Source organism: Stenotrophomonas sp. 278 (genome assembly GCF_003935715.1).
In the GTDB taxonomy this organism is placed as follows: Bacteria; Pseudomonadota; Gammaproteobacteria; order Xanthomonadales; family Xanthomonadaceae; genus Stenotrophomonas; species Stenotrophomonas maltophilia_AH.
In genome coordinates this window covers 20,545-45,588 of sequence record NZ_RHPP01000001.1, presented here as the reverse complement: position 1 = coordinate 45,588, position 25,044 = coordinate 20,545, and the positions used below count along the sequence as shown (strand labels likewise).

At 65.4% G+C, this 25,044-nt stretch carries 20 protein-coding genes and 1 riboswitch; of the genes, 8 read left to right on the top strand and 12 right to left on the bottom strand.

Annotated elements, in window-relative coordinates:
- Positions 1–40: 40 nt before the first annotated feature.
- The 3 genes from EGJ34_RS00160 to EGJ34_RS00150 form a co-directional block, all read right to left on the bottom strand.
- On the bottom strand, positions 41–2,926 hold the full coding sequence (locus EGJ34_RS00160; RefSeq protein ID WP_125357881.1) for a TonB-dependent receptor: 2,886 nt from the start codon (positions 2,924–2,926) through the stop codon (positions 41–43).
- A 347-nt stretch (positions 2,927–3,273) separates the two neighbouring features.
- Positions 3,274–4,098 (bottom strand): hypothetical protein, encoded by an 825-nt coding sequence (locus EGJ34_RS00155; RefSeq protein ID WP_185750017.1) that lies wholly within the window; start codon positions 4,096–4,098, stop codon positions 3,274–3,276.
- 166 nt (positions 4,099–4,264) lie between these two features.
- Entirely contained in the window at positions 4,265–5,161 is an 897-nt protein-coding gene (locus EGJ34_RS00150; RefSeq protein ID WP_125358013.1) for an Hsp33 family molecular chaperone HslO, read from the bottom strand.
- A 79-nt stretch (positions 5,162–5,240) separates the two neighbouring features.
- Between EGJ34_RS00150 and mtgA the strand changes: the two genes are divergently transcribed.
- From mtgA to EGJ34_RS00135, 3 genes are read left to right on the top strand one after another with little or no spacing between them, the layout of a single operon-like run.
- Positions 5,241–5,996, top strand: coding sequence for a monofunctional biosynthetic peptidoglycan transglycosylase (gene mtgA / locus EGJ34_RS00145; RefSeq protein ID WP_125357877.1), 756 nt, complete (start codon positions 5,241–5,243; stop codon positions 5,994–5,996).
- A gap of 39 nt (positions 5,997–6,035) precedes the next feature.
- Positions 6,036–7,055 carry a glycosyltransferase family 2 protein gene (locus tag EGJ34_RS00140; protein ID WP_125357875.1) on the top strand — a complete coding sequence of 340 codons (1,020 nt, stop codon included), beginning with the start codon at positions 6,036–6,038 and terminating at the stop codon, positions 7,053–7,055.
- On the top strand, positions 7,015–7,446 hold the full coding sequence (locus EGJ34_RS00135) for a CBS domain-containing protein (RefSeq protein WP_125357873.1): 432 nt from the start codon (positions 7,015–7,017) through the stop codon (positions 7,444–7,446). The genes EGJ34_RS00140 and EGJ34_RS00135 overlap by 41 nt, the downstream gene beginning before the upstream one ends.
- Positions 7,447–7,473: 27 nt before the next feature.
- On the opposite strand, the gene EGJ34_RS00130 is transcribed toward EGJ34_RS00135, so the two are convergent.
- The 4 genes from EGJ34_RS00130 to EGJ34_RS00115 all read right to left on the bottom strand — a co-directional run bounded on the left by EGJ34_RS00130 (position 7,474) and on the right by EGJ34_RS00115 (position 12,946).
- Complete coding sequence (locus EGJ34_RS00130) at positions 7,474–9,423, bottom strand: AsmA family protein (RefSeq protein WP_185750016.1); 1,950 nt, start codon at positions 9,421–9,423, stop codon at positions 7,474–7,476.
- Positions 9,424–9,711: 288 nt separating this feature from the next.
- Complete coding sequence (locus EGJ34_RS00125; protein ID WP_125357869.1) at positions 9,712–10,344, bottom strand: hemolysin III family protein; 633 nt, start codon at positions 10,342–10,344, stop codon at positions 9,712–9,714.
- A 59-nt stretch (positions 10,345–10,403) separates the two neighbouring features.
- Positions 10,404–12,008, bottom strand: coding sequence for a peptide chain release factor 3 (locus EGJ34_RS00120; protein ID WP_125357867.1), 1,605 nt, complete (start codon positions 12,006–12,008; stop codon positions 10,404–10,406).
- A 62-nt stretch (positions 12,009–12,070) separates the two neighbouring features.
- Positions 12,071–12,946 carry a M23 family metallopeptidase gene (locus EGJ34_RS00115; RefSeq protein WP_125357865.1) on the bottom strand — a complete coding sequence of 292 codons (876 nt, stop codon included), beginning with the start codon at positions 12,944–12,946 and terminating at the stop codon, positions 12,071–12,073.
- A 144-nt stretch (positions 12,947–13,090) separates the two neighbouring features.
- Positions 13,091–13,211, top strand: a riboswitch (SAM riboswitch).
- Between the two features lie 78 nt (positions 13,212–13,289).
- On the opposite strand from EGJ34_RS00115, the gene EGJ34_RS00110 reads away from it, so the two are divergent.
- From EGJ34_RS00110 to EGJ34_RS00100, 3 genes are read left to right on the top strand one after another with little or no spacing between them, the layout of a single operon-like run.
- Positions 13,290–14,318: a homoserine O-succinyltransferase gene (locus EGJ34_RS00110; protein WP_125357863.1), complete on the top strand. Its 1,029-nt coding sequence runs from the start codon at positions 13,290–13,292 to the stop codon at positions 14,316–14,318.
- Positions 14,315–15,559, top strand: coding sequence for an O-succinylhomoserine (thiol)-lyase (locus EGJ34_RS00105; RefSeq protein ID WP_125357861.1), 1,245 nt, complete (start codon positions 14,315–14,317; stop codon positions 15,557–15,559). The genes EGJ34_RS00110 and EGJ34_RS00105 overlap by 4 nt, the downstream gene beginning before the upstream one ends.
- A complete protein-coding gene (locus tag EGJ34_RS00100; RefSeq protein WP_125357859.1) occupies positions 15,556–16,623 on the top strand; it encodes a homoserine dehydrogenase in 1,068 nt (355 codons plus the stop codon). Before EGJ34_RS00105 ends, EGJ34_RS00100 begins: the two co-directional genes overlap by 4 nt.
- Before the next feature lie 29 nt (positions 16,624–16,652).
- Here the strand turns inward: EGJ34_RS00100 and EGJ34_RS00095 are convergent, their stop codons facing one another.
- Complete coding sequence (locus EGJ34_RS00095) at positions 16,653–17,651, bottom strand: alpha/beta hydrolase (RefSeq protein ID WP_125357857.1); 999 nt, start codon at positions 17,649–17,651, stop codon at positions 16,653–16,655.
- 69 nt (positions 17,652–17,720) lie between these two features.
- Positions 17,721–19,103 carry an L-serine ammonia-lyase gene (locus EGJ34_RS00090; protein ID WP_125357855.1) on the bottom strand — a complete coding sequence of 461 codons (1,383 nt, stop codon included), beginning with the start codon at positions 19,101–19,103 and terminating at the stop codon, positions 17,721–17,723.
- A gap of 97 nt (positions 19,104–19,200) precedes the next feature.
- Between EGJ34_RS00090 and EGJ34_RS00085 the strand changes: the two genes are divergently transcribed.
- Positions 19,201–19,422 carry a glutaredoxin family protein gene (locus EGJ34_RS00085; protein WP_260476849.1) on the top strand — a complete coding sequence of 74 codons (222 nt, stop codon included), beginning with the start codon at positions 19,201–19,203 and terminating at the stop codon, positions 19,420–19,422.
- A 25-nt stretch (positions 19,423–19,447) separates the two neighbouring features.
- Here the strand turns inward: EGJ34_RS00085 and EGJ34_RS00080 are convergent, their stop codons facing one another.
- The 3 genes from EGJ34_RS00080 to EGJ34_RS00070 are packed head-to-tail and all read right to left on the bottom strand — an operon-like array spanning position 19,448 to position 21,278.
- Entirely contained in the window at positions 19,448–20,020 is a 573-nt protein-coding gene (locus EGJ34_RS00080; protein WP_125357851.1) for a YceI family protein, read from the bottom strand.
- A 2-nt stretch (positions 20,021–20,022) separates the two neighbouring features.
- On the bottom strand, positions 20,023–20,595 hold the full coding sequence (locus EGJ34_RS00075) for a cytochrome b (RefSeq protein WP_125357849.1): 573 nt from the start codon (positions 20,593–20,595) through the stop codon (positions 20,023–20,025).
- Positions 20,592–21,278 (bottom strand): YceI family protein, encoded by a 687-nt coding sequence (locus tag EGJ34_RS00070; RefSeq protein WP_125357847.1) that lies wholly within the window; start codon positions 21,276–21,278, stop codon positions 20,592–20,594. Before EGJ34_RS00070 ends, EGJ34_RS00075 begins: the two co-directional genes overlap by 4 nt.
- 227 nt (positions 21,279–21,505) lie before the next feature.
- Here EGJ34_RS00070 and EGJ34_RS00065 point away from each other — a divergent pair, with 227 nt between their 5' ends.
- Positions 21,506–25,006 (top strand): ATP-binding protein, encoded by a 3,501-nt coding sequence (locus EGJ34_RS00065; protein WP_260476854.1) that lies wholly within the window; start codon positions 21,506–21,508, stop codon positions 25,004–25,006.
- Positions 25,007–25,044 lie beyond the last annotated feature (38 nt).

The following is a 25,044-nucleotide window of genomic DNA, read 5'->3' as shown; positions in this document are numbered from 1 at the left end:
GCGGGGCCGTTGCTGCATCAGGTGCTGATCAGTGGATCGATCAGAACTTCTGCTTGTACTGCATGTAGATGAAGCGACCGATGTCGTAGCCGCCGTAGTACGAGTACTGCGAGTTCGGAGCCGAGTACATCTGCGGACCGTAGTGGTCGAACACGTTGCGTGCGCCGACGGCGACGGTGGCATTCCACGGGGCGTTCCAGGAGAACTGGACGTCGTGGAAGGTGGTGGAGCCGCGCTCGTTCATCGGACCATTGCGGACCGGATCCGGCGACTGGAAGTCCGGCAGGGTGCACTCGTCGTCGAAGAAGCAGTCTTCCTTCACGCCGGAGAAGTAACGGGTACCCCAGGTGATGCCGAAGTCGCCCAGCTCCCAACCCACGGTCAGGTTCGAACGCAGGCGGAAGTTGCTTTCGAAGCCGTTGTAGACCTGCACCGGAGAATCATCGTTGGCCGTCTTGAGGATGTTCTTCGTGACGTACGTGTTCTGCAGGTTGAAGGTGAAGTTACCGGCGGTGTCGGTGTTGTAGCGGTAGGCGACGTCGAAGTCGAAACCTTCGGTCTCGATGAAGCCAGCGTTGCGGCTGCCGAAGGTCATCGAGTTGACATAGCCCAGCGTGGCATCACGGGTGAAGGTGGTGCAGCGCTCGGCCACGCCCAGCACGTAGCAGTCGTTCAGCTGGTCGTCCGGCGTGTCATCGACGATCGTGTTTTCGATCTTGATGTTGAACCAGTCCAGGCTGACGTTCAGGCCTTCCACGAAGGACGGGCTCCACACCAGGCCCACGGTCTTCGACTTGGAGGTTTCCGGGGTCAGGTTCGGGTTCGAGCCGGAGGTGAACGGCACCGGGCTCTGCTGATTACGACCATCAACCGGCACGAAGCCCTGTTCCAGCTGGCGGTAGTTCGCCGGCAGGCCAGCCGCGGAGCAGCGCGCCGCAGTGCCGGGGTCGATCGCAGCCTGGCCGTAGACCGAGTCGCACGGATCGGTGAAGTACGCGAAGGTCTGCGAGCTGCCGCCGTACAGGTCGGCAATGGTCGGCGCACGGAAGCCTTCGGCGTAGGTGGCACGGACCAGCAGCTGATCGATCGGGCGCCACTTCAGGCCGAACTTGCTGTTGACGGTGTCGCCGAAGGTGCTGAAGTCGGAGTAGCGGGTGGCTCCGCTCAGGCTCAGTTCCTTGGCGCCCGGCAGGTCAGCCAGGATCGGGACGTTCAGTTCCAGGTAGAACTCATTGACGTCGTACGTGCCTTCGGTCGGACCAGCGGCCAGATCGGTGGAGTAACCGGTCTGCGACAGCGCGTCCGGGTTGAACTCGCCCTTCTCTTCGCGGTACTCGTAGCCGAGTGCGAAGCCCAGGTCGCCGGCCGGCAGCGTGACGATGCTACCCGCGACGTTCGCGAAGTAGGACGTCATCGTGGTTTCGCCGGTGGCGTGGGTCGTCGGGAACAGGAACTGCTGCAGGTCGCTGTTGCCGGTCAGGCCACCGTCACCGGTACGGCCGTACGGGATCAGCGGGTTCCACGGCACGCAGCCGCCGGCACCCGGGCCGTAGGTCGGGTTCGTGCCCGCGAGCAGGCCCTCGGGTGTGCCGCATTCCACGCGACCGGTGGCCTCGTTGTAGAACGACGCTCCGGTGGCGGCGTTGGCGGCCAGCACGTTGTAGTTGCCGGTCTGCTTCTGCAGGTTCTCGGAGTTCTGATACAGGTAGCCGACTTCCCAGTCGAAGTACTTGTCATTGAACTGGAACGAACCCTGCACCGCACCGCTGAAGCGGAACGTGGTCAGCTGGTTGGTCGACACGCGCGGCACTTCCCAGCCGCGGCGGACATAGTTCATGTCTTCGCCGAAGGGGTTGTAGTAGCTGTCTTCCGACCAGATCGCACCGAGGTCACCGTAAGCAGCGGACTGCAGCGGGTAGCCGGCCACCTGAGCCTGCGATTCACGGCGGGTGTACATCAAGTCACCGCTGAAGCGCACGTTGTCGGTGATGTCGTACTGCACGTTGGTGAACAGGCTGCGACGCTCGGTCGGGGTGACCAGGTGCATCTGCTGGTTGGAGTTGCTGACGTCGCCGGTGATCGGCGTTGCATCCAGCACGTGGTAGTTTGCCGCGTCGTACGGGTCCGCACCGCGGTTCAGGACCAGCTGCGGGCCGCCGGTCAGGCGCTGCGCAGAGCCCCACTGGCTGACCGTGGTCCAGCCGTTGCGCGGGTGGAAGCTGGTCAGCGAGGACTCGGAGAACCAGCGGTCCTTGGCCCACACTTCCTCTTCATTGGCGTACTCGGCACCGATGGTTATCGAGCCGCGGTCACCGGTGAAGCCGGCCACGAAGTCGAAGCTCTGCTTCTCGCCGTCACCTTCGCTGTACTGGCCGGTGTAGACGTTGACTTCCATGCCTTCGAAGTTCTTGCGGGTGATGATGTTCACCACGCCGGCCATCGCGTCGGAGCCGTAGATCGAGGAGGCACCGTCCTTCAGCACGTCGATGCGTTCGACGACGACCGACGGGATCTGCGAGACGTCCTGGTAGCCGCTCGTGCTGCTGCCCAGACGCTTGCCGTCGACCAGGATCAGGGTGCGCTGGGCACCGAGGTTGCGCAGGTCGATGTAGAAGCCGCCGACGTTTTCGCCGGAGGACAGCGGCTCGGAACGGCTGATCGCCGGGGAGCCGGCAGCCGAGATGTTCTGCAGCACGTCGGCGACCGTCTTGAAGCCGCTCTTCTCGATCGAGGCGCGGCTGATGCTCAGCACCGGCTGTGCGGTTTCAGTGTCAACCTGGCGGATGCGCGAACCGGTGACCGAGATGCGGTCCAGGTCGGTCGTGGTGCCGGTGGTTTCCTGGGCATAGGCAGTGCCGCCGGTGGCTGCGCTGGCAACCAGTGCAACGATCACTGCGTCACGCAGCTTGTTGGACTTAAAGTTCATTGCTCTCTCTCTCCAAGGGAATCTTGGGTATTCACTGGGGTGTTTGCCTGGAGGCGATGCCAAACGGAGCACCAAAGACCACAAGGCTGACTCGATACTAACTCCCGTTTCGCAAGAATTAAAGTAGCGTTAATGATTGCTGTGATCTGTGTGAAATTCGGCAAAGTCCTTGTGGATCAAGGCATTCACTGAGCAGATGGGTCGAATGTTAAAAAAACGTTATGAAAATAGTTTCAGCTGATTTGTCACGCTTTGTATCAAGGCGGGCGTTGTGCCTGTCACAGGACAATCAAAAAGGCGCGCCAGTGGCGCGCCTTTTTCGTACAGAGGATGGTGGGTGAACCGGCCTACAGATCCTGCTCGTAGCGGACGTAGGGCACGGTGCCCTCGTCATTGCTCTCGTTGCGCGGAGCGAAGGGGTTCTTGCCACGGGTGATGACATTCTCCGCACCAACCGTCAGCTGGCCACTCCACGGGGTGCGCCAGGTCAGGCCCAGGCCCAGTCCTTCCCACTTGCCGGGCTGTCCCGGCACGTCGACCACGCGGCCGATGATGTTGCCGCTGAAATTGCCGTAGCCGGCTCCCAGCGACAGGCTCTTGCTGTCCCAGCGGTCGACCAGCGCAGGGGAGACGTCGGACAGCGGGACCAGCCGTGCCTTGGCATAGGTGCCGCCAATGGACACGAAGCCTTCGCGGCCGATGTTCTTCTGCCCGAAAACGGTGAGGTCATTCTGCTCGGCGCGCAGCGCCGGCGACTTGTTCGGGCCGGCCAGCCAGGCGGGGAGGGTCTCGCGACCGGTGCCGGCGGTGATGCCGAGGCGGCCGCCGGGACGATTGAATGCGGCCGTACCGGTCACCCGGCGGCTCAGCGGACTGTCGTCGTCATCACCCAGGCTGGCCAGCATGCAGTGGCTGGCCAGGCTGCTCATGCTGGCACCGCCGCTGCTGCTGCAGAGCAGCCCCAGCGAGTCGCCCGAGGACAGGCCGAAGGCGGCGTCCAGCGAACTGCGGCCGAAATGCCAGCGCGCCCCCGCTGCCTGTTCTCCGGTGGGTTCCAGGTACAGCAGGGCTTCCACCTTGCCGCTGCCCTTGTTCCACACCGGCAGCACGGTGCTGTCGGCGCGTGCCTTGCTTTGCGCATACGCGCCCGGGATCGCGGCAACGGCGATCATCAGGGCCAGCGGTAGACGCAGGAGGGCACGCATGGGACTTCTCAGACAGCAGGGGTGAGCACAAGTTCCCGCCGAAGCAGGAACCTGATCCTAGGGTGTTTATGATTTCTTAACAAGTGTTGGTTGACAAGTCTTGGTTCTCCCCAGAACAAAACTCGCGCGGCCCTTACTGAAGCCGTTCAGGAGCCGGCGAGGCAACCCCGGCGTCCTGGAACATTATGTCCAGGTCCGTCAAAGAAAAGTGATACTCCCGTCCGCAAAACTCGCATCGGACTTCCACCTCGCCGGTCGTTTCGGCGGCGGCCCGGGCTTCGTCCTCGCCCAGCGACTGCAGCATGCCTGCGACCCGCTCACGTGAGCAGGAGCAGGCAAAGCGCAACGGGCGCTCGCCAAGCAGCTGCGGGGCTTCCTCATGGAACAGCCGGTGCAGCAGGGTCTGCGCGGGGGTGTCCAGAAGCTCCTGCTTGCCCAGGGTCTCGAACAGGGCGCTGGCGCGGTCCCAGCCGTCGACGTCGCCCTCATCGCCAGGCAGCTTCTGCAGCAGCAGGCCGGCGGCATGGGAGCCGTTGGCCGCCAGCAGCAGGCGCGTGGGCAACTGTTCGGACTGCCGGAAGTAGTCCTCGAATGCCTCGTCCAGCGCGGACGCGTCCAGCCCGACCAGGCTCTGGTAGCGCTGCGGTTCGCGCGGGTCCAGGCCGGGATTCTCGATGGTGATGGCCAGCAGCGCGTCCGTGCCCAGCGCGGTCAGGTCGCGCGAGACATCGCCACCGCCTTCAGCCAGCTGGACCACGCCGCGCAGGGTGCCGGCGGCGGTGCATTCGGCGAACAGGGTGCGCAGCACGGTGCTGCTGCGCAGCTGGATGGACAGGCGTCCGTCCACTTTGGTGTGTCCGGTGAACAGCGCCGCCGCCACGCTCGCCTCCCCGAGCAGCTCGGTGGCGGCTGGCGGGTAGCTGGCCGGCGCAAGGATGTCCTGCCAGGTCGCATCCAGGTGTACGTGCACACCGCGCACGCCGGCGTCAGGAAGCAGGAAACGGGTCAGGGAATCGGTCTGGGCGGTCATCGGGTCGGGGCGCTTAATGAAAGGAGGCATGTTGCCGGATAATGCGCCGACAACCGTGCAAGCAGAGGATGCACCAGTAATGGGGGCAGAGCGTAGCAACCACAAGGCCGGGCATGGCCTGGATTCCCCGCGGCCGCGCCGCTGGCGCAGGCGCTGGAAGCTGCTGCTCTGGCTGCCGCTGCTGTTCGTGGTCGGCAGCGTGCTGCAGGTCGCGGTGCTGCGTTTCGTGGATCCGCCGTTGTCCACGGTGATGCTGTGGCGCTATGGCGAGGCGCTGGGGCAGGGCGACCGGGACTATCGGCTGCACTACCAGTGGCGCGACCTGGAGCAGATGGCACCCAGTCTGCCCATCTCGCTGGTGGCAGCCGAAGATCAGCGGTTTCCCCAGCACAATGGCTTCGACCTCAAGGCCATCGAGAAGGCGCGTGACCACAATGCACGCGGCGGCCGGCTGCGTGGTGCCAGCACCATCAGCCAGCAGGTCGCCAAGAACCTGTTCCTCTGGCAGGGACGCAGCTGGGTGCGCAAGGGGCTGGAGGTCTGGTACACCCTGCTGATCGAGACCCTGTGGCCGAAGTCGCGGATCCTGGAGATGTACGCCAACATCGCCGAGTTCGGCGATGGCATCTACGGCGCGCAAGCCGCCGCGCGGCAGTACTGGAACAAGGATGCCGCGCGCCTGAGCCCTGGCGAAAGCGCGCGGCTGGCCGCCGTGCTTCCCGCGCCGCGACGCTACAGTGCGGCGAAGCCCGGCCCGTACGTACAGCGTCGCGCGGCGTGGATCCAGCGCCAGGCACGCCAGCTGGGTGGCGCGGGTTACGTGCGTGAGGAATGACGGTTCATGCATGTGATGGCCTGACGTTACAATCCACACATGACAGCCCAACGCCTGACCCTGGTCATCGCCGCCCACAACGAAGCAGCGGCACTGCCGCTGCTGCACCCGCGGCTGCGCGCGGTCCTGGATGGGCTGGACGACATCGTCGGCCATGTCCTGTATGTGGACGATGGCAGCACCGATGAGACCTGGGCGGTGATGCAGGCATTGGCCGCCCAGGACCCTTCGGTGGGCACCCTGCGGCTGTCGCGCAACTTCGGCAAGGAGGCCGCGCTGACGGCCGGACTCGACTTCGTCGACGACGGCGCGGTCATGCTGCTGGATGCAGACGGGCAGGATCCGCCGGAGTTGATTCCGGAATTCGTGGCGCTGTGGCGCGAAGGCTACGACAACGTCTATGGAACGCGCCTGGTCCGCGACGGCGAGAGCTGGCTCAAGCGCAGTACCGCGGCAGCGTTCTATCGGGTGATCGGGCGCCTGTCCAGGACGCCGATTCCCGCCGACACCGGCGACTTCCGCCTGCTGTCCCCGCGTGCGCTGCAGGCGCTTGGTCAGCTGCGTGAACGCCACCGTTTCATGAAGGGCCTGTTCGGCTGGGTGGGTTTCCGCCGCAAGGCCTTGCCCTATCACCGTCACTCGCGGATGGTGGGTGACAGCAAGTTCGGGTTCTGGAAACTCTGGAATTTCGCGCTGGAGGGCATCACCAGTTTTTCCACCGTGCCGCTGCGCGCCGCGACCTATCTGGGCCTGGCGACGGCGAGCTTCGCCTTCGTGTTCGGAATGTGGGTGATCGCCAAGGCGGCGCTTTACGGCGATCGGGTGGCAGGCTATCCGACCATGATGTCGGTGATCCTGTTCCTGGGCGGTGTGCAGTTGATCGCGCTGGGGTTGATCGGAGAATACCTGGGGCGTCTTTATGAAGAGTCAAAGCAGCGCCCGCTGTATCTGGTTGACACCTGGCATGCACCGGCCGTGGCACACTCGGCGGTGTTTCCCACCGCTGGAGGGCAGGCAGATGACCACGGTACGGCAGCTGTTGGAAGGCAAGTCTCCTGAGGTATTCGAGGTCCGCCCTGACGCGGCGGTGATCGACGCGATCCGGCTGATGGCTGAGAAAGGCATCGGCGCGGTCCTGGTGATGGATCAGGGTCACCTGGTCGGGATCCTGTCCGAGCGCGACTATGCGCGCAAGATCGTGCTGCACGAGCGCTCCTCGCGAACCACCCAGGTGCGCGACATCATGACCGCCCAGGTCATTACGGTCGCACCGGCACAGCAGGTGGAACACTGCCTGCAGCTGGTCACCGAGCATCGCATCCGCCACCTGCCGGTGGTGGATGAAAGCGGAGTGATCGGCGTGATTTCCATCGGCGATCTGGTCAAGTCGGTCATCGACGACCAGGCCCGGAGGCTGGATCAGCTGCAGCAGTACATCGTGACCGGTTGAGGCGGGTTCTGGCGTCTCCTCGCCGGATTATTTGGCGTAGCGGCCGCCGCAGTTGGTGTCCTTGCCAGGGCCGGTCTCGATCGTTGCCAGCAGGGCAGCCGGCGGTGTGATGCTGCCCAGCGTGAGCGCGATTGCACCGCGCACGCCCAGCGCCTTGAAGTCGGGCCGGAACGAAGGATCCTTGAACGTACCGCCAATGCGCAACGGCGAACGCAGCGCCAGGATGCTGATGTCCTTCGGTCGCGGACGCAGCAGCAGGTCCAGCTGTTCCTGCTTGAGGTCCACGGTGCCCTCGCCCAGGATCAGGGTGTCCTCGGTATCGAACGCCAGCGCCTTGGAATTCATCACCCCGCCTGCGACGCCAAAGTCGCCCCATGCGCAGCGCAGAGGGATCTGCCGATCGCCGGTGAACAGGAATTTCAGCGACTCGGCGACATCCAGTCCGGCCAGTTCCATGATCAGGTTGCCGATATGACCGCGACCCATGCCCACGGCCACCGCACCGTCGGAACTGCCCAGCATCGCCGCCACTGAGTTGCCCTGGCCCCTGAGGTCGATGTCTCCGCTGATCCCTCCCGAAGCCTGTTCGGCCAGCTTCGCATCCGGGAACAGCTTGCCCAGCTGCACCCTGCGGATGCTGGCCTGCAGGCGGGTGTCGATGGTGTCCTTGCGCGCGTCCAGACGGATGTTGCTGCGGATGTCGCCACCTGCCACACCAAAGTTCAGGGGCTGCAGCTGCAGCAGGCCGGCGTCCAGGGTGAGATGCGCATCCATGTCGTCCAGCGGCAGGGAGGGGGCGTTGATCCGCTGCGCCTTCCAGCGCACGTCGGCATCCATTGCGCGCAGTTTGGTCAGGTTGTAGGGCGTGTCCGGGAGGATGCGCGCGCTGGCCTTGAGCGCAGCGGCCTCCGCTTTCTGTTCGGCATTGGCCGACTCGCCGCCGCCGGTCTTCGGCGGGGCTCCCACGAAGCCGGCTAGGTCGTCGAAGTCGAGCCGTTTGGAGACAAGCTCGGCCTTCAGGAAGGGGCGCTCACGCCCCACTTCGATCTGCGCGGTGCCGCCGAGATCGCTGTCACCGGCGGTACCAGTGAAGTTCTCGTAGCGCCAGACGTCGTTGTTGCGCTTCAGGCGTCCCTTCAGTTTGTAGGGTGGCGTCGACGGAATGGCTAATCCGATCAGCGGGTACAGATCTTCCATGTCCTGGCCGCTGAGCATGAAGTCCAGGTCGAACGTGCGCAGCGCAAACGGGTTGGTCAAGGTACCACTGGCGATGGCGTGGGTCCCGCCAGCGCGCCCGTCCAGGTGGATCCGGAAGGGATGATCGCTGTTGGTCAGTTCCAGCGGCGATTCGGTGTTGCCATCCAGGGTGAAGGGATTGCCCTGCCAGCGCCCCTTGCCATTCACCAGCAGCGGGGGAGCGCTGTCTGCGGTCTTGGGCTTGCCGCTGTTCAACGACACCAGGATGTCCGTCCTGCCGGCCGCGTCCAGGAACTGCAGCCGACCATCATCGATCAGCAGGCGCTGCAGCACCGGTGGCTTGCCGTCACTGGGACCCAGGAAATCCCAGTTGCCGGGCTGGTCCTTTTGCGGCGCGGTCTCCAGAAGCAGATCCGGCCGGGTCATGCGGATTTCCGGAATCAGCACGTCGCCGCGCAGCAGCGGCCAGAAACGAACATCGATTTCGGCGCGATCAGCACTGGCCATCTTCGGCTGCTTGGACCACTCCGCATTGGCGAACGTCAGGCCGTCGCCACGCACGGTGACAACGCGTCCGAGATCGACGTCCAGATTGCCGTTGATATGGAACTCACGCCCGGTCTTGGCCTGCACCGCCCGCTCCACCGGCCCCTTGAACCAGTTCCAGTCCCAAAGCGCGATCACCAGCAGCACCAGTGCGAACAGAAACACCAGCACGGCCAGCCATCGCTGCCCCCGCTTGCCGGGACGACGCCACTGCCAACGCGAGCGGGAGGACACCACCTGAGCGGATTCAGTATTCACCGCCGCATGGTTGCCCGCCCCCCGTGCACAAAACGCGAAGCAAAGGTAACCGCCATGTCAGGAGCACACCCAACGCCATCGTCCTGCGCACGTAACAATTCGTAGGTACCACGCCATGCGTGGTACCCGCGCGCAGCGCGGCACAAGCGTCCGAAGTCCTGATCCACGGCGTTGCGAATCATCGACCAACGTTTAGCAGTGGCCGAAGACGTGTGTCAGGCGTTCATGACGCCCGAACGAAGAGCAGCCACGCAGGGCGTGGCTCTACAGAACCTGGGCGGTCACGGCCACAAAGTGGCAGACGCTTCCACCAATCACAAACAAATGCCAGATCGCATGCGAATAAGGAATCGATTCGCGGTGATAAAAATAAGTGCCCAAGGTGTAAGACAGCCCACCCGCAAACAGCCAGCCCAGCGTCCAGCCATCAATCGACGCCCACATCGGCTTGATTGCCACGACCACCAGCCAGCCCATCGCAATATAGATCGCCGTGGAAAGCAGCTTGAAGCGGCCGGTGTAGAACAGCTTGAAGATCACCCCGAACACCGCCAGTGCCCAGATCGCGGTGAACAAGCCCCAGCCCCAAGGCCCGCGCAGACCGATCAGGGTAAAGGGCGTATAGGTGCCGGCGATCAGCAGATAGATCGCGCAGTGGTCGAACACCTTCAGGCGTCCTTTGGCGATGGGATGCTGGATCGCGTGGTACAGCGTGGACGCGGTATACAGCAGCAGCAGCGCGATGCCGAACACGATGGCGCTGGCCAGCTGCCAGCCGTCGCCATAGATGGCGGCCAGCGTGATCAGCACCGCACTGGCGGCGAGGGCGGCTACAGCGCCGAGACCATGGGTCAGGGCGCTGGCGATTTCTTCACGGACGGAAGCAACGGTGGTCATGGGCGATGCGATCCGCGGGGAGGGGGATCCCGCTCCCCCCTATCATCGCATGGCGGTGCTCAGGCCACCGAAATGCTGTGCGCTGCTTCGCGGGTGGCGGCGAAACGCACGTCCGGCGCGCGTTCCTGGGCCAGCTGCAGGTTGACCCGGGTCGGAGCCAGGTAGACCAGGTGGCCGGCCGCGTCGATGCCCAGGTTGTTGGCGTTCTTCTCGCGGAACTCTTCCAGCTTCTTCTCGTTGTCGCAGGTCACCCAGCGTGCGGTCGTCACGCTGACCGGCTCGAACACCGCTTCGACCCCGTACTCGTCCTTGAGCCGGTAGGCCGCCACGTCGAACTGCAGCACACCCACCGCGCCCAGGATGAGATCGTTGCTCATCAGCGGGCGGAAGAACTGCGTGGCCCCTTCTTCGGACAGCTGCGCCAGGCCCTTCTGCAGCTGCTTGAGCTTGAGCGGATCGCGCAGGCGTGCGCGGCGGAACAGTTCCGGGGCGAAGTTGGGAATGCCGGTGAAGCTGACCGCTTCGCCTTCGGTGAAGGTGTCACCGATGGAGATGGTGCCGTGATTGTGGATGCCGATCACGTCGCCCGGCCAGGCTTCGGCCGCGATTTCACGGTCGCTGGCCATGAAGGTCAGCGCGTTGGCCAGCTTCATCTCCTTGCCGGTGCGCACATGGAACGTCTTCATGCCTGCGGTGAACCGGCCCGAGCACACGCGCATGAACGCCACGCGGTCGCGGTGCTGCGGATCCATGTTGGCCTGGATCTTGAACACGAAGCCGGTCAGCTTGTTTTCCTGCGGGGCGATCTCGCGGCCGGTGGTGGCGCGTGCCTGCGGAGAAGGTGCGTGCTCGACAAAGAAATCCAGCAGCGGCTGTACGCCGAAGTTGTTCACGCCCGAGCCGAAGAACACGGGAGTCTGCTTGCCGGCGCGGTAGGCGTCCAGGTCGAATGCGTGGCTGGCCCCCTGTACCAGGTCCAGTTCATCGCGCAGTTCGGCCAGCATCTGCTCGCCGATCCGCTCGACCAGGCCGGGCGCGTTGATGGACGGGAAGATGGTCGAGTCCTGGCGGGTGAAGTTCCGGCCCTGTTCGTACAGGTGCACTTCGCCGCTGATCAGGTGCACCACGCCCTTCAGGCGCTGGCCCATGCCGATCGGCCAGGTCACCGGTGCGCACTGGATCCCCAGCACGCTCTCGACTTCGTCCAGCAGGTCAATGGGCTCCTTGCCTTCGCGGTCGAGCTTATTGATGAAGGTCATGATCGGGGTGTCGCGCAGGCGGCACACCTCCATCAGCTTGATGGTGCGTTCCTCCACGCCCTTCGCCACGTCGATCACCATCAGCGCCGAGTCCACTGCGGTCAACACGCGATACGTGTCCTCGCCGAAGTCGGCGTGGCCGGGGGTGTCCAGCAGGTTGACGATCTTCCCCTCATACGGGAACTGCATCACCGACGAGGTGACCGAAATGCCGCGCTCCTTTTCCAGCGCCATCCAGTCGGAAGTCGCGTGACGCGCGGCCTTGCGGCCCTTCACCGAGCCGGCCATCTGGATTGCGCCCCCGAACAGCAGCAGCTTTTCGGTCAGCGTGGTCTTGCCGGCGTCAGGGTGGGAAATGATGGCGAAGGTGCGGCGGCGCGCAGCTTCGGTAGCGACTTCGGACATGGCGTGGCGCGCCCGCCCGGGGCGCTCTTCAGAAAGATAAGCCGCTGATTATACCTGAGCGCTCAAGGGCTTGCGGCCGGGCCGGTGGGGTCGTCTTCACGCGCGAAGTGCAATTCGCCGCGGTCGCTGACGATGCGCACCGGGATCGAGCGCAACTGCATGCCGGTATTGGCCTGGACCACGAAGTGCAGGTGCGGGGCGGTGCTGTAGCCGGTGTTGCCCGACACCCCGATGCGCTGTCCGGCTTCGACCTGCTGGCCACTGCGTACCAACACGCCATTTGCGCGTAGATGGGCATAGACCGCCATGCTGCCGTCCTCGTGCAGGACGCGGATGAAATTGGCGCGGTCGCGATCCCGGGCCGGATCGGTGCCGTTCTCCGTGTAGTTGCCCTGGACCTGCATCACCTTGCCGCGGCGCGCGGCCAGTACCGGCGTGCCTTCGGGCAGGGCGAAGTCGATCGCGTCGCGGTTCTCGGCATCGGTATGGCTGTAGCGGCCCTGCGGGGCCTGGGTGACCTGGAAGCGGGTGGCGATGAACGGAAGCTGGTACGCCACATCCTGGGGGCGGGCCGATGGGTCGCCTGGTACGGCTTCCAGCTGGACCTGCAGGCGCTGCGCATGGGGCGGCGGCGACAGCCGCGCGACGACAACACTGGCGGTCGGCAGCAGCACGGTCTGCACCGGCAGGCCTGGCAGCAGTGCGGTACCGGCGTCCGGGCCCAGGGTGATCTGAACCGGACCGGACAGGTGATTGTGCACCCGGGCTTCCCACCCGCTGTCGGTGTTCTCCAGCCTGACCGAGGCGATGCCGTTGGCAGGCTGCTGCGGCCCCTGGTGGACGTCCTGCACCATGCCCCAGCCTGAACGCCAGTCCGGCCCGGCTGCACTGGCGTGAAGAGGGGAGAGCAGCAGCGGCAACAGCAGGGTCCAGCGCATGGTCGATCTTCCAGTGAATGTCGGCGGACTCTACGCAACCGGATCGAATCCTGAAAGACCTGGACGGCCACATATGCGAAAAAAATATATCGCTTCATCGAGATGGAGGGATTGACACGCGGATTCCGGGCTGGCATCGTGGACTCACCATCGAGACCGGCAGAGGGACAGGCCCTTTGAAGCCGGGGCAGCCCGCAGCGTGCGCAAGCACCCTGCGTAGGTGCCAAATCCTGCGGGGACCGTGGCGTCCACCGAAAGATGGTTCGAACCGTGCACACTGCGTGCGCTTCGAACGCGAGCTCCGCGAAAGCTCGATGGCCGTTTTCCTTTCCGGGATACCGCCATGACGTTCGCCATTGCTGCCGCCGCCTCCGAATCCTTCGTACCGCTCAGTGCACCCCTCGATACCGGGCGCAGTGCCGTGCGCGGCGAGTTCCACACGGTCCTGACGCTGCGTCACGCCGGTGCGCGTCCGGTCCGTCTGCGCTACGAGCTGGTCGGCCGCGCCGACGCGCCGGTGGTGGTGCTGGCGGGAGGCATCTCCGCGCACCGGCACGTTGCCGCCAATGACGGATTTGCCGAGAAGGGCTGGGCCGAGGGCCTGGTTGCAGCGGGACGCACGCTCGATCCGGCGTCGGTGCGCATTCTGGCTTTCGATTTCCTGGGTGCCGATGGGGCGCTCGACGTGCCGATCGACACATCCGACCAGGCCGATGCGTTGGCCGTGCTGCTCGCCCACCTGGGCATCGAGCGACTTCAGGCCTTCGTTGGCTACTCCTATGGTGCGCTGGTGGGCCAGCAGTTTGCGATCCGGCACCGGACACGCGTCCTGAAGCTGGTGGCTGCAAGCGGCGCGCACCGCCCGCATCCGTATGCCGCCGCCTGGCGCGCGCTGCAGCGTCGTGCGGTGGCGCTGGGACAGCTGCAGTGCGCGGAAAGCCACGGGCTCAGCCTGGCGCGCCAGTTCGCGATGCTCAGCTATCGCACCCCGGAGGAATTCGGTGAGCGCTTTGATGCCGCTCCAGAAGTGGTCAATGGCCGGGTGCGTGTTGCCGCTGAAGATTATCTGGACGCAGCCGGTGCGCAGTACGTCGGGCGCACCCCGGTGGACGCCTATCTGCGCCTTTCCGAATCCATCGACCTGCACCGCATCGACCCGGCTGCGATCAGCGTGCCCACCGTTGTGATCGCCGTGGAAGGCGACCGGCTGGTGCCCTTGGCCGATCTGGTCGGTCTGGTTGAAGGGCTGGGGCCGTTCGGCAGCCTGCGCGTGCTGCGCTCACCGTACGGACACGACGCTTTCCTGAAAGAAACCGATCGCATCGACGCGATCCTCGCCAACGCATTTCGTACCCCGGGAGAAAACGCATGAGCCTGTCCGCCGGTTCCGAGCCGACCTGTAGCCGTGTCACCGCCGCTGTGCGCGCCGGTATCGATCGCGATACCGCCCACGGCGCGGTGACACCGCCGATTGTGCTGTCGTCGAACTTCAGCTTCGACGGTTTCGGCAACAAGCGCCAATACGACTACACCCGCAGCGGCAACCCCACGCGCGACCTGCTGGGCGAGGCGCTGGCCGAACTCGAAGGCGGAGCGGGCGGTGTGATCACCTCCACCGGCATGGGCGCGATCAACCTGGTGCTCAATGCGCTGCTGCAACCGGGCGATACCCTGGTGGTGCCTCACGACGCGTACGGCGGCAGCTGGCGCCTGTTCAATGCCCTGGCCAGGAAGGGTCATTTCACCCTGGTCACCGCGGACCTGACCGATCCGCGTTCGCTGGCCGACGCGCTGGCCCAGTCGCCGACGCTGGTGCTGGTGGAAACGCCGTCCAACCCGCTGCTGCGCATCACCGACCTGCGCTTCGTCATTGACGCTGCACATCGTGCCGGAGCGAAGGTGGTCGTCGACAACACCTTCCTGTCACCCGCGCTGCAGCAGCCCATCGCCTTCGGGGCCGACGTGGTCCTGCATTCCACCACCAAGTACATCAATGGCCACAGCGACGTGGTGGGCGGTGCCGTGGTCGCGCGTGACCCGCAACTGCACGAACAACTGGTGTGGTGGGCCAATGCGCTGGGCTTGACCGGCTCGCCATTCGACGCCTTCCTGACCCTGCGCGGTCTGCGCACGCTGGGCGCGCGCCTGCGCGTGCACCAGGAGAATACGGCCGCCATTGTCGACCTGCTCGCCGCCAGTGACGCGGTGGCGCAGGTGTACTACCCGGGGCTGGCCGACCACCCGGGCCATGCCATCGCCGCGCGTCAGCAGAACGGATTTGGTGCCATGCTGTCATTCGAGCTGGCGTCGTGTCCGGGCGATGACCCGCACGCGGCCGTGCGTGCGTTCGTCGACGGCCTGCGCTGCTTCACCCTGGCGGAATCGCTGGGCGGTGTGGAGAGCCTGGTGGCACATCCGGCGACCATGACCCATGCCGCGATGACGGCGGAAGCCCGCGCGCATGCGGGTATCAGCGAGGGTCTGCTGCGCCTTTCGGTGGGCATCGAGGATGCGCAGGACCTGGTGGCTGACCTGCAGGCCGGACTGGCCCGCGCGCAGGCGGTCATCGATGCGCAGTCTCACGCCGCGCTGCGCAAACAGGTGGACGCATGAGTGCGGTGCTGCCGCTGGTGCATGAACAGCCCCGGCGTCTGGCATTGCTGGGCACCGGCACGGTGGGCAGTGCATTCGTGCAGCGCTATCAGGCCTTGCAGTCGCGAGGCGTGACCTTGCCGCGGTTCTCCTGGCTGGCCAATTCGCGCACCACCTTCCGCTGCAGTGCCGAACCGGTGCTGGAGCTGGAGCAGGCCAAGCGCGCCGCACGGACCGTGTCTGCGCTGCAGCCCTGGGCCGAGGCGGAAGGATTGCAACGCGGCGACGTGGTGGTCGATGCCACCGCCAGCGATGACGTCGCCAACTGGCACGAGCAGTGGTTGGCGCGCGGCGTGCACGTGGTGACCGCCAACAAGCTCGGGCAGGGCACGCACTGGTCGCGTGCCGAGGCTATTGCAGAAAGTGGTACGCAGGGCGGTGCCCGCTACGGCGACAGCGCCACGGTCGGCGCGGGGCTGCCCCTGCTCAGCAGCCTGCGTGCGCTGGTGGCCGGCGGCGACCACATCCATCGGGTGGAAGGCGTGTTGTCCGGCTCACTGGCCTGGCTGTTCCATCACTACGACGGGCAGCGGCCGTTCTCGGCGTGGGTGGGCGATGCGCTCAGTGCCGGCTACACCGAACCGGACCCGCGCGTGGACCTGTCCGGTGAGGATGTACGCCGCAAACTGCTGATCCTGGCGCGGGCAAGCAGCTTTGCGCTGCGAAGCGAGCAGGTTGAGGTGACCTCGCTGGTGCCGGACGCGCTGGTCGGTCTGCCGCTCGAGGATGCCCTGGAACAGCTGTGCGTGCTCGACGCACCCATTCAACAGCAGTGGCGACAGGCACGGCTGGAAGGCGGCTGCCTGCGCTTCATCGGCGGCTTCGATCATGCAGGAGCGCGGGTCGGACTGCGCATCGTGCCGCAGGATCATCCGCTGGCCGGCGGTGCCCAGACCGACAACCGGGTCGCCATCCACAGCGACCGCTACAACGCCCAGCCGTTGTTGATCCAGGGGCCCGGTGCCGGGGCCGAGGTCACCGCCGCCGCCTTGCTGGATGACGTGCTCTCCATCACCCGGTTGTAGGGACGCGCCATGCGCGTCCGCTCCCGGCGTCATTTCCCCGCAGCCAGCGCCTTCAGCAGTGCTGTATTGAACTGCGCCGGATCCTGCACCTGGGGCGAATGCCCCAGATCGTCAAAGGTCACCAGCGTCGCGCCGGGAATCGCCGCGGCGGCGGCTTTGCCCAGCGCCGGGTAATCACCGAGCGTGGCCTTCAGCGCCGCCGGGGCCAGGTCCCGACCGATCGCGGTGCGGTCCTTCTGCCCGATGAACAGCGTGGTCGGCACGCGCAGGTTCGGCAGCTCGTAGACCACCGGCTGGTTGAACACCATGTCCGACGTCAGCGCCTGGCTCCAGGCCACGGCCTGCTGGCCGGGCCCGGCGTACATGCCGGACTGCATCAAGGCCCAGTGCTCATACTCCGGCTTCCATTCGCCGCCGTAATACACCTCCAGCTGGTACTTCTTGATGGAGTCGAAACTGGTCTTCAGTTCGTTGGCATACCAGGCGTCCACGCTGCGCCACGGCACCCCCTTGGCCTTCCAGTCTTCCAGTCCGATCGGGTTGACCAGCGCCAGCTGACGCAGCTGCTGCGGATACTGCAGCGCAAACCGCGTGGCCAGCATGCCGCCCATCGAATGGCCGACCAGGTCCACCTTGGTTCCGTCCAGATTCAGGTGGGCCAGCAGGGCCTGGGTATTGGCGGCCAGCTGACCGAAAGAATACTGGTACCGCAGCGGCTTGCTGGATTTGCAGAATCCGATCTGATCGGGTGCGATCACCCGGTAACCGGCCGCGCTCAGCGCGGTGATCGCCTCTTTCCAGGTACCGGCGCAGAAGTTCTTGCCATGCAGCAGCACCACCGTGCCGAGCGGCCGGCCACTGGCAGGGACGTCCAGGTAGGCCATCTCCAGTGACTGGCGTTGTGAGTCAAAGGTGAAGGTCTTGACCGGCCAGCCGTAGTCGAAGCCCTGTAGACGGGCATCGTAGGTCGGGGCGGCAATGCCGGTGAGGGGCAGGCAGGCGAGCAGGGCGGCGGCCAGAATGCGCATGGCGGTCTCCAGGAAAAGATTCCCGAGCATAACCGCCTGCGCGCATTCGTGCCGGGCCCGGCACCATGCTCAGCACTCGATCACGTTGACCGCCAGTCCGCCGCGGCTGGTTTCCTTGTACTTGTCCTGCATGTCGCGACCCGTGTCGCGCATGGTCTTGATGACCTTGTCCAGCGACACCTTGTGCTTGCCGTCGCCGCGCATGGCCATGCGCGATGCATTGATGGCCTTGACCGCGCCCATCGCGTTGCGCTCGATGCACGGAATCTGGACCAGACCGCCGATGGGGTCGCAGGTCAGACCCAGGTTGTGTTCCATGCCGATCTCGGCAGCGTTTTCGATCTGGCTCGGGTTGCCACCGAGTGCGGCAACCAGCCCGCCGGCAGCCATCGAACAAGCGACGCCTACTTCCCCCTGGCAGCCGACTTCGGCCCCGGAGATGGAAGCGTTCTCCTTGTAGAGGATGCCGATCGCGGCCGACGTCAGCAGGAAGTCGAATACCCGCTGCTCATTGGAGCCCGGGCAGAAGCGGTCGAAGTAATGCAGCACGGCGGGCAGCACCCCGGCCGCACCATTGGTCGGGGCGGTCACCACGCGCCCACCGGCAGCGTTCTCCTCGTTCACTGCCAGCGCATAGAGGTTCACCCAGTCCAACGTCGTCAACGGATCCTTCATCGCCGCTTCCGGCTTGGAGGACAGTTCGCGGTACAGGGCGGGCGCACGGCGCGACACATGCAGGCCACCGGGCAGGGTGCCCTCCTGGCGGATGCCGCGCGTAACGCAGGCCTGCATCGCGTCCCAGATCTCGCGCAGCTGCGCGCGGATGTCCTCTTCGCTGCGCCAGCATTTTTCGTTTTCGAACATCAGCTGGGCAATGCTCAGGCCGCTGCGGGCGGTCTGGGCGAGCAGCTCGTCGCCACTCTTGAACGGGTACGGCAGCGGCGTTTCATCAGGGACGATGCGATCGTCAGCGGCGTCGTCCTGATTGACCACGAAGCCGCCACCGACGGAATAGTAATCGCGCGTGGCAATGACCTGCTCCTGCGCGTCGTACGCCGTGAAACGCATGCCATTGGTGTGATACGGCAGCTTCTGGCGCTTGTTCAGGCCCAGGTCGCGCTTTTCATCGAAGGCGATCTCATGGGTGCCCATCAGGCGGATCCGCTTGGTGCTGCGGATGCGCTCCAGCGTTCCGGGAATGATGTCCGGGTCGATCAGGTTCGGACGCTGGCCTTCCAGGCCCAGCAGCACAGCCTTGTCGGTACCGTGCCCACGACCGGTAAGCGCCAGCGAACCGTAGACGTCGGCGCGGATCCGCACCACGTCCTGCAGGCAGCCCGGGTCCAGCAGCCATCGATGCACAAAGCGTTCGGCGGCCTTCATCGGTCCGACCGTATGCGAGGAACTCGGGCCAATGCCGATCTTGAAGACGTCGAACGTGCTGACAGCCATGATTGCCAAACTGCGGGTATCGGATGGAGCGCTATTCTATGCTGTCTGCGGCGGCCACCCTGGCTGCGGCGCAACATTTCCGACAACGGGTGGGCCGGTGTTTACCTTGTTCCAGCGCGACGACTGTCATCTGTGCGACCAGGCCCTGATCGTCCTGGCCCAGGCTCGGGTGACGGACCTGGAAAGTGTGTTCATCGACGACGCACCGGACCTGGAGTCCCGCTACGGGGCCCGTGTGCCGGTGTTGCGCGACAGCCAGGGCCGCGAGCTGGACTGGCCGTTCGATGTGGCCAGCGTTGCCGCGTGGCGGGCTCCGTAGAGCGGGGCTCTGCCCCGCGTCGGACTCACCTGGCCTGAAGCTTCACAACCGTGCTGATCGCGGTTTCATCCGGAATGGTCTTGGTGTCGGCCCAGTCGCCGCCGCCGACGCCGAAGTCCAGGCGCTTGACGGTCGCCTTGCCGGTCAGCACCGGGGTGACACCCGGCTTCCAGTCGAAGGTGAAGGTGACCGGCTTGCTCACGCCGCGCAGTTCCAGAGTGCCCTTGGCCACATATCTGCCGGACGCGTCCTTGGTGAAGCCCGACGCGGTGTAGCGGGCGGTGGCGAACTTGGCCACGTTGAAGAAGTCCGCCCCCTGCAGCGTCGAGTCGCGGTCGCTGTTGCCACTTTTGGCACCGGCCAGCGGAATGGTCACGTCCAGCTTTCCGGCGGCCGGGTTGGCCGGGTCGAAACTGACCGTCGTCGTGAAGCCCGGGAAGCTGCCGGTGAACACCTCCCCGTCATACTTTGTCGCGAAGGCCAGGTGCGAACCCGCACCGGGAGCCTGCACATAGTCCGCCGCCAACACTGGCGCAGTGGCCATCAGACCGGCCAGGGCGGCCGCGACGGCCGCAGGAGAGGTGAGCTTGATGTTCATGGTCAGTCCTTCTGGGGCGAGGTGATCCAGCCTTGCGGCAGCATGCGCGCCAAGGTGGCATCACGTTGGAAAAGATGGTGGTACAGCGCGGCACCCGCATGGGCCACGACCACCGCGATGAGCAGCCAGAATCCCCATTCGTGGATGGCGTGTGACACATCACGGGCGGTCGGATCCGGCGCAACCAGTTTGGGCACGTCGACCAGGCCGAACCAGCGGAACGGGCGCAGTCCGCTGGCCGAGTCGTAGATCCAGCCCGACAGCGGCAGGGCGAACATCAGCACATACAGCAGCCAGTGCGTGGTTGAGGCAACTCGTTCCTGCCAGGTAGGCGTTCCCGGCACCGGTTCGGGCGCTCCGGCATACACGCGCCAGGCGAGCCGTGCGGCGACCAGTGCGAGCACGGTGATGCCAAGCGATTTGTGCGCGGTGTACACCCAGAAATACTTCGGTGTCCTGGGCAACTCGCCCATGGTCAGACCAACGATTCCCAGCAGCAGAATGAGCAGGGCGATGAGCCAGTGCAGGCCCTGGCTGACGCCGCCCCACCGGTGGGGCGTGTTCTTGAGAGTCATGGCGTGGGCTTCATGATCGGTGGGGAAGGTGGCGGGTCAGAGTCGTTCGCGGCCGGCGGAGTTCCGGTGTTGCTGTCGGACGGTGTGTCCTGCATATCGTCCGCATTGCGGTCGCGCACCGCCTCTGCTTCGATTCGAAGTTCAACGGTGTCGCCGATCATGGACGGCCAGCCGTCCACGCCGAAAGCTTTGCGGCTGAGCGTGGTGGTCGCGGAAAAACCTGCGGTGCGACGGAACGGCGGCATCGGATGGCGCTTGACCGCATTGACGGTGACTGCCAGTTCCACGTCCTGGGTGACTCCGCGCAGGGTCAACTGACCAAACACACGTGCGTGGCTGGCATCGACGGGTTCCACCCGCGTGGAGACGAACCGCGCATCCGGATGGCGGTCGGTATCGAGCAGATTGCCGGCCATCACCGCCTTGTTCCATTTTGCGTCGCCCAGGTCCAGGCGCTGCAGCGGTACGCTGACGGTCAGGCGGGCCCCGGTCCAGTCATCCGGATCAAACAGAAGCTGGCCTTCGCTCCCGGACACCGTTCCCAGTGCCTGGGAGAATCCGGCATGCTCAACGGCGAACAGCACCCGCGTGTGCACCGGGTCCAGACGCCAGGTCTGGGGTGCGGCAAGGGCGGCGATCGGGGCCGCAGCGAGCAGCAGGGCAAGTGTCAGGCGCACGGGCACGGCGTCCTCCGGAATGAACGTGGCCGATCATACGCGCAGCGCCGTGATGGCTGGCAGCACCATGGCTGCAACAGTTCGTGGTGCGACCGTGGTGACCTGGAGCGGCCGGAGCCGGACGAAGCCCCCTGTGCTGTGTGACAATCGTCGGGTACAGGGAGGATTCGATGGCGTTGGTCACGCGCGGTTGGCGGACTGGCATCGTGTTGCTGGCAGGGGTGTTGTGCCTCATGCCGACCGTGCTGTGGGCCGCAGGGACATCGGCAGAAACACCGCGCATGCGCCGCCTGGGTGCCGCCGAAGGCATGCCTTCGCGCATGGTGCTGGCGCTGGCGCAGGACCGTCAGGGGTACATATGGGCCGCGACCGATGATGGCCTGGCACGCATCGACGGGGTAGGGCTGCGTGTGTGGCGCAACGAGCCGGACAACCCTGACTCCCTGGCGGGCAATGAAGTAGAGAGCCTGCTGGTGGATCCGTTCGACCGGGTATGGGTCGGCGTCAATGGTGGCGGGCTGAGCATGCTCGATCCGGCGCGCAAGCGTTTCCAGCGCTTCCACGATGTTGATGCAGCCTGTGAAGGTCAGTTCTGGTCATTGGCCTACTCCGGCAAGGCGTTATGGATCGGTACCAATGCCTACGGGCTGTGCCGGCGCGACGAGAACGGGCACCTGGTCCGCTACCGCGCCGATCCCGCCAACCCGGACAGCCTGCCCGACGACACCATCTATTCGATGGTGAGCGACCCGCACGGGCAGTTGTGGATCGGCACCGGTAGCGGCGTGGCGCACTGGGACGGTAAACGGCTCACCCGGGTTGCTCCCGAACTGCTGGCCGGCAAAAGCGTGATCCGCCTGACCCGCGACAGCGATGGTTCGGTGTGGGCGGGCACGCAAGGCGGGCTGTTCCAGATTCTTCCCGATGGCACGGCGCGGCGCGCACCGTGGGCCCTGGGCGCGGATGTGCGTTCCGCCATCGTGCTGCATGACCGCCATGGCGGGTATTGGGTGGGCACCGCCGATGGACTGTATCGTGGCGATGCGCAGCAGGCGCACCTGCTGGCGGGAGACGCGGGAAGTGGTTTCCTGACGGAACGCAGTGGTGTGCTCGATCTGCTGCAGGACCACGAAGGCGGCCTGTGGGTGGCCACCCTGTCACAAGGCCTGGCCTATCTGCCGCCGGACTGGAAGCGCTTTTCGACCTGGTACCAGCTTGACGGCAAGCCGATGGACAGCCTGTATCTGCTCAATGCCGCAGCAGCAGGCGACGCCTATTTCGTGGTTGGAGCGCATGGCGTCTACGAACTGGACCCCAGCGGCCGCCTGCACCAGATCGCCTTCGAAAAGCAGCTGGGCGTCGGTGCCATCTGGTCGGTGCTGCCACGCGCTGACGGTGCGCTGTGGCTGGGCCGCGCCGGACGCCTTGCTCTGTACCAGCCACGCACCGGATCGCTGCGCGAATGGAAGCTGGGTGGCGGTGCGGACGTGCGCCAGCGCATCGACATCATCCGCCAGGCCCCCAATGGCGACATCTGGCTGTCCATCATCAATTACGGTATCCAGCATCGCGATGCCGACGGCAACCTGCTGCAGACCATTCGCATCGACGAGGACCGTGGCCTCGACGAGACTCCCATCGAGCAGATGGATTTCGACGCGCGTGGCCAGTTGTGGATCATGGGCGACATGGGCCTGCTGCGTTGGCAGCATGATCGTTTCGAGCCGGTGCCGGGCGTCTCGAAGGGCCAGATTTTCGACATGGTCTGGGTCAATGAGGCGGAAGTCTGGATGGCGCGCAGCGGAGCGCTGGAGCGCTACCAGTGGGATGGTCTGAGCATGACCCTGCGCGAACGCGTGGGGGCCGCGCAGGGGATGCCCCCGGTATCCATCGGTGGTCTGGCCCTGGGCAAGGCGGGACAGGTCTGGGCGACCACGCCGCGGGGACTTGTGAGCTGGCTCCCGCATGAGCGGCATCTGCGGGTGTACAACGAACGCGATGGATTGCCCGATATCGAGTTCAGCGGACGCCCGCCGGTGCAGGGGGCGCGGGGGCGCGTGCTGGCCCTGACCGCGACCGGCTTGACCGGGTTCGACCCGGATGCGGCCGATCTGGTCCTGCCGCCTTCGCAACTGGTCATCGACAACATCCAGGTGCGCCGCGACGATGCCGAGGGCCAGCAGTCATTGCCGGTCGACGCACCGCTTCGGCTCGGGCCCGACGACCGCGACCTGATCATCACCGCGCGCCTGCTGTCCTACGCCAGCCCGCTGGGCAACCGATATCGCTACCGCGTGGCCGGTTATGACCAGAACTGGGTCATGCAGAGTGCCGGCGGCGAACGGTTGCTGTCGCGTCTGCCCGCCGGCGACTATGCCATCGAAGTGCAGGCGGCAACGGCGCAAGGTGAGTGGACGCCTTCGCGCGGCATCAGCGTTCATGTGCAGCCACCGTGGTGGCGCAGCAATGCCGCGCTGCTGGGTTACATCGTGCTGGGCCTGCTGCTGGCACTGGGCGGTGCGGCGTTCGCGCGCGCACGCCTGCGCCGTCGCCAGCAATGGCAGCTGACGGTGCACAAACAGCAGATCGCCGAGCAGGCGTCCCAGGCCAAGAGCCGCTTCCTGGCGACACTGGGCCATGAGGTGCGTACGCCCATGACGGGTGTGCTTGGCATGAGCGAACTACTGCTGGCTACGCCGCTGGATGACCTGCAGCGGGGCTATGCCGCCTCGATCCAGCATGCGGGGACACACCTGCTTCGTCTGGTCAATGATGCCCTCGACCTGGCCAGGATCGAGGCCGGTCGCCTTGAACTGGACATCCGTCCGTTCGACCTGATGTCGATGCTGGTGCAGGTGGAGACCCTGATGGAACCCATGGCCCACCAGCGCGGCCTGGCATTCGAGCGGAGTTTCAATCTGCCCGGACCGGTCCAGGTCAGCGGCGACGAGATGCGCGTACGTCAGATTCTGATGAATCTGCTGGGCAATGCGATCAAGTTCACGGAAAAGGGCCATGTCGGACTCGGCACGGAATTAAGTGACAGCGGCCTCGGTGTGTCTTTCGAAATCTCGGATACCGGGCCGGGCATCAACCAGGACCAGCAGCAGCGACTGTTCCACCGCTTCGAGCAGGCCGATGGTCCTCGCACGGCATCGCGCTACGGTGGCAGCGGCCTGGGTCTGGCGATCTGCCAGGAGCTGGCCGTCGCGATGGGCGGCCGTATCGATATTGACAGCCAGCCCGGGCAGGGCGCGACCTTCACCGTCACCCTGCCGCTGCCGTGGCGGGTGCACGCGACGGGCGGAAGAGCGCCGCTTGAAGCGACGCAGCCGCAATTGCCGCCACTGCGCATCCTGCTGGTGGAAGACGATGCGACCGTGGCCGAGGTCATCACCGGACTGCTGCGTGCACGCGGGCACAGCGTCGTGCACGTGATGCATGGGCTGGCTGCATTGTCGGAAATGGCCGCTGATGGCTTCGATGTCGGACTGCTGGACCTGGACCTGCCTGCACTGGATGGCATCGCCATTGCCAGCCAGCTGCGTGCCATGGGTTACACGCTGCCGTTGGTGGCGGTCACGGCGCGCTCGGACGCCTATGCGGAACAACAGGTGCTCGCTGCAGGATTCGATGGATTCCTGCGCAAGCCGGTGACCGGAGAACTGCTGATAAGCGCGATCATCCAGGCACGCGCATCGCGGGGCGTTCTGTTGACAGATACCCTGGAGTGAGGGGCCGCCAGTAACGCGGAGCAATTGCTGTTCGTCGG

Bases quoted from the DNA above. Each gene is read 5' to 3' on its own strand.
- EGJ34_RS00110 (WP_125357863.1), top strand. From the start codon at position 13,290: ATGACGTTCGCCATTGCTGCCGCCGCCTCCGAATCCTTCGTACCGCTC.
- EGJ34_RS00075 (WP_125357849.1), bottom strand. From the start codon at position 20,595: ATGACTCTCAAGAACACGCCCCACCGGTGGGGCGGCGTCAGCCAGGGC.
- EGJ34_RS00125 (WP_125357869.1), bottom strand. From the start codon at position 10,344: ATGACCACCGTTGCTTCCGTCCGTGAAGAAATCGCCAGCGCCCTGACC.
- EGJ34_RS00090 (WP_125357855.1), bottom strand. From the start codon at position 19,103: ATGGCTGTCAGCACGTTCGACGTCTTCAAGATCGGCATTGGCCCGAGT.
- EGJ34_RS00160 (WP_125357881.1), bottom strand. From the start codon at position 2,926: ATGAACTTTAAGTCCAACAAGCTGCGTGACGCAGTGATCGTTGCACTG.
- EGJ34_RS00155 (WP_185750017.1), bottom strand. From the start codon at position 4,098: ATGATCGCCGTTGCCGCGATCCCGGGCGCGTATGCGCAAAGCAAGGCA.
- EGJ34_RS00135 (WP_125357873.1), top strand. From the start codon at position 7,015: ATGACCACGGTACGGCAGCTGTTGGAAGGCAAGTCTCCTGAGGTATTC.
- EGJ34_RS00115 (WP_125357865.1), bottom strand. From the start codon at position 12,946: ATGCGCTGGACCCTGCTGTTGCCGCTGCTGCTCTCCCCTCTTCACGCC.
- EGJ34_RS00100 (WP_125357859.1), top strand. From the start codon at position 15,556: ATGAGTGCGGTGCTGCCGCTGGTGCATGAACAGCCCCGGCGTCTGGCA.
- EGJ34_RS00080 (WP_125357851.1), bottom strand. From the start codon at position 20,020: ATGAACATCAAGCTCACCTCTCCTGCGGCCGTCGCGGCCGCCCTGGCC.
- EGJ34_RS00065 (WP_260476854.1), top strand. From the start codon at position 21,506: ATGCCGACCGTGCTGTGGGCCGCAGGGACATCGGCAGAAACACCGCGC.
- EGJ34_RS00150 (WP_125358013.1), bottom strand. From the start codon at position 5,161: ATGACCGCCCAGACCGATTCCCTGACCCGTTTCCTGCTTCCTGACGCC.
- EGJ34_RS00105 (WP_125357861.1), top strand. From the start codon at position 14,315: ATGAGCCTGTCCGCCGGTTCCGAGCCGACCTGTAGCCGTGTCACCGCC.
- mtgA (WP_125357877.1), top strand. From the start codon at position 5,241: ATGGGGGCAGAGCGTAGCAACCACAAGGCCGGGCATGGCCTGGATTCC.
- EGJ34_RS00120 (WP_125357867.1), bottom strand. From the start codon at position 12,008: ATGTCCGAAGTCGCTACCGAAGCTGCGCGCCGCCGCACCTTCGCCATC.
- EGJ34_RS00140 (WP_125357875.1), top strand. From the start codon at position 6,036: ATGACAGCCCAACGCCTGACCCTGGTCATCGCCGCCCACAACGAAGCA.
- EGJ34_RS00095 (WP_125357857.1), bottom strand. From the start codon at position 17,651: ATGCGCATTCTGGCCGCCGCCCTGCTCGCCTGCCTGCCCCTCACCGGC.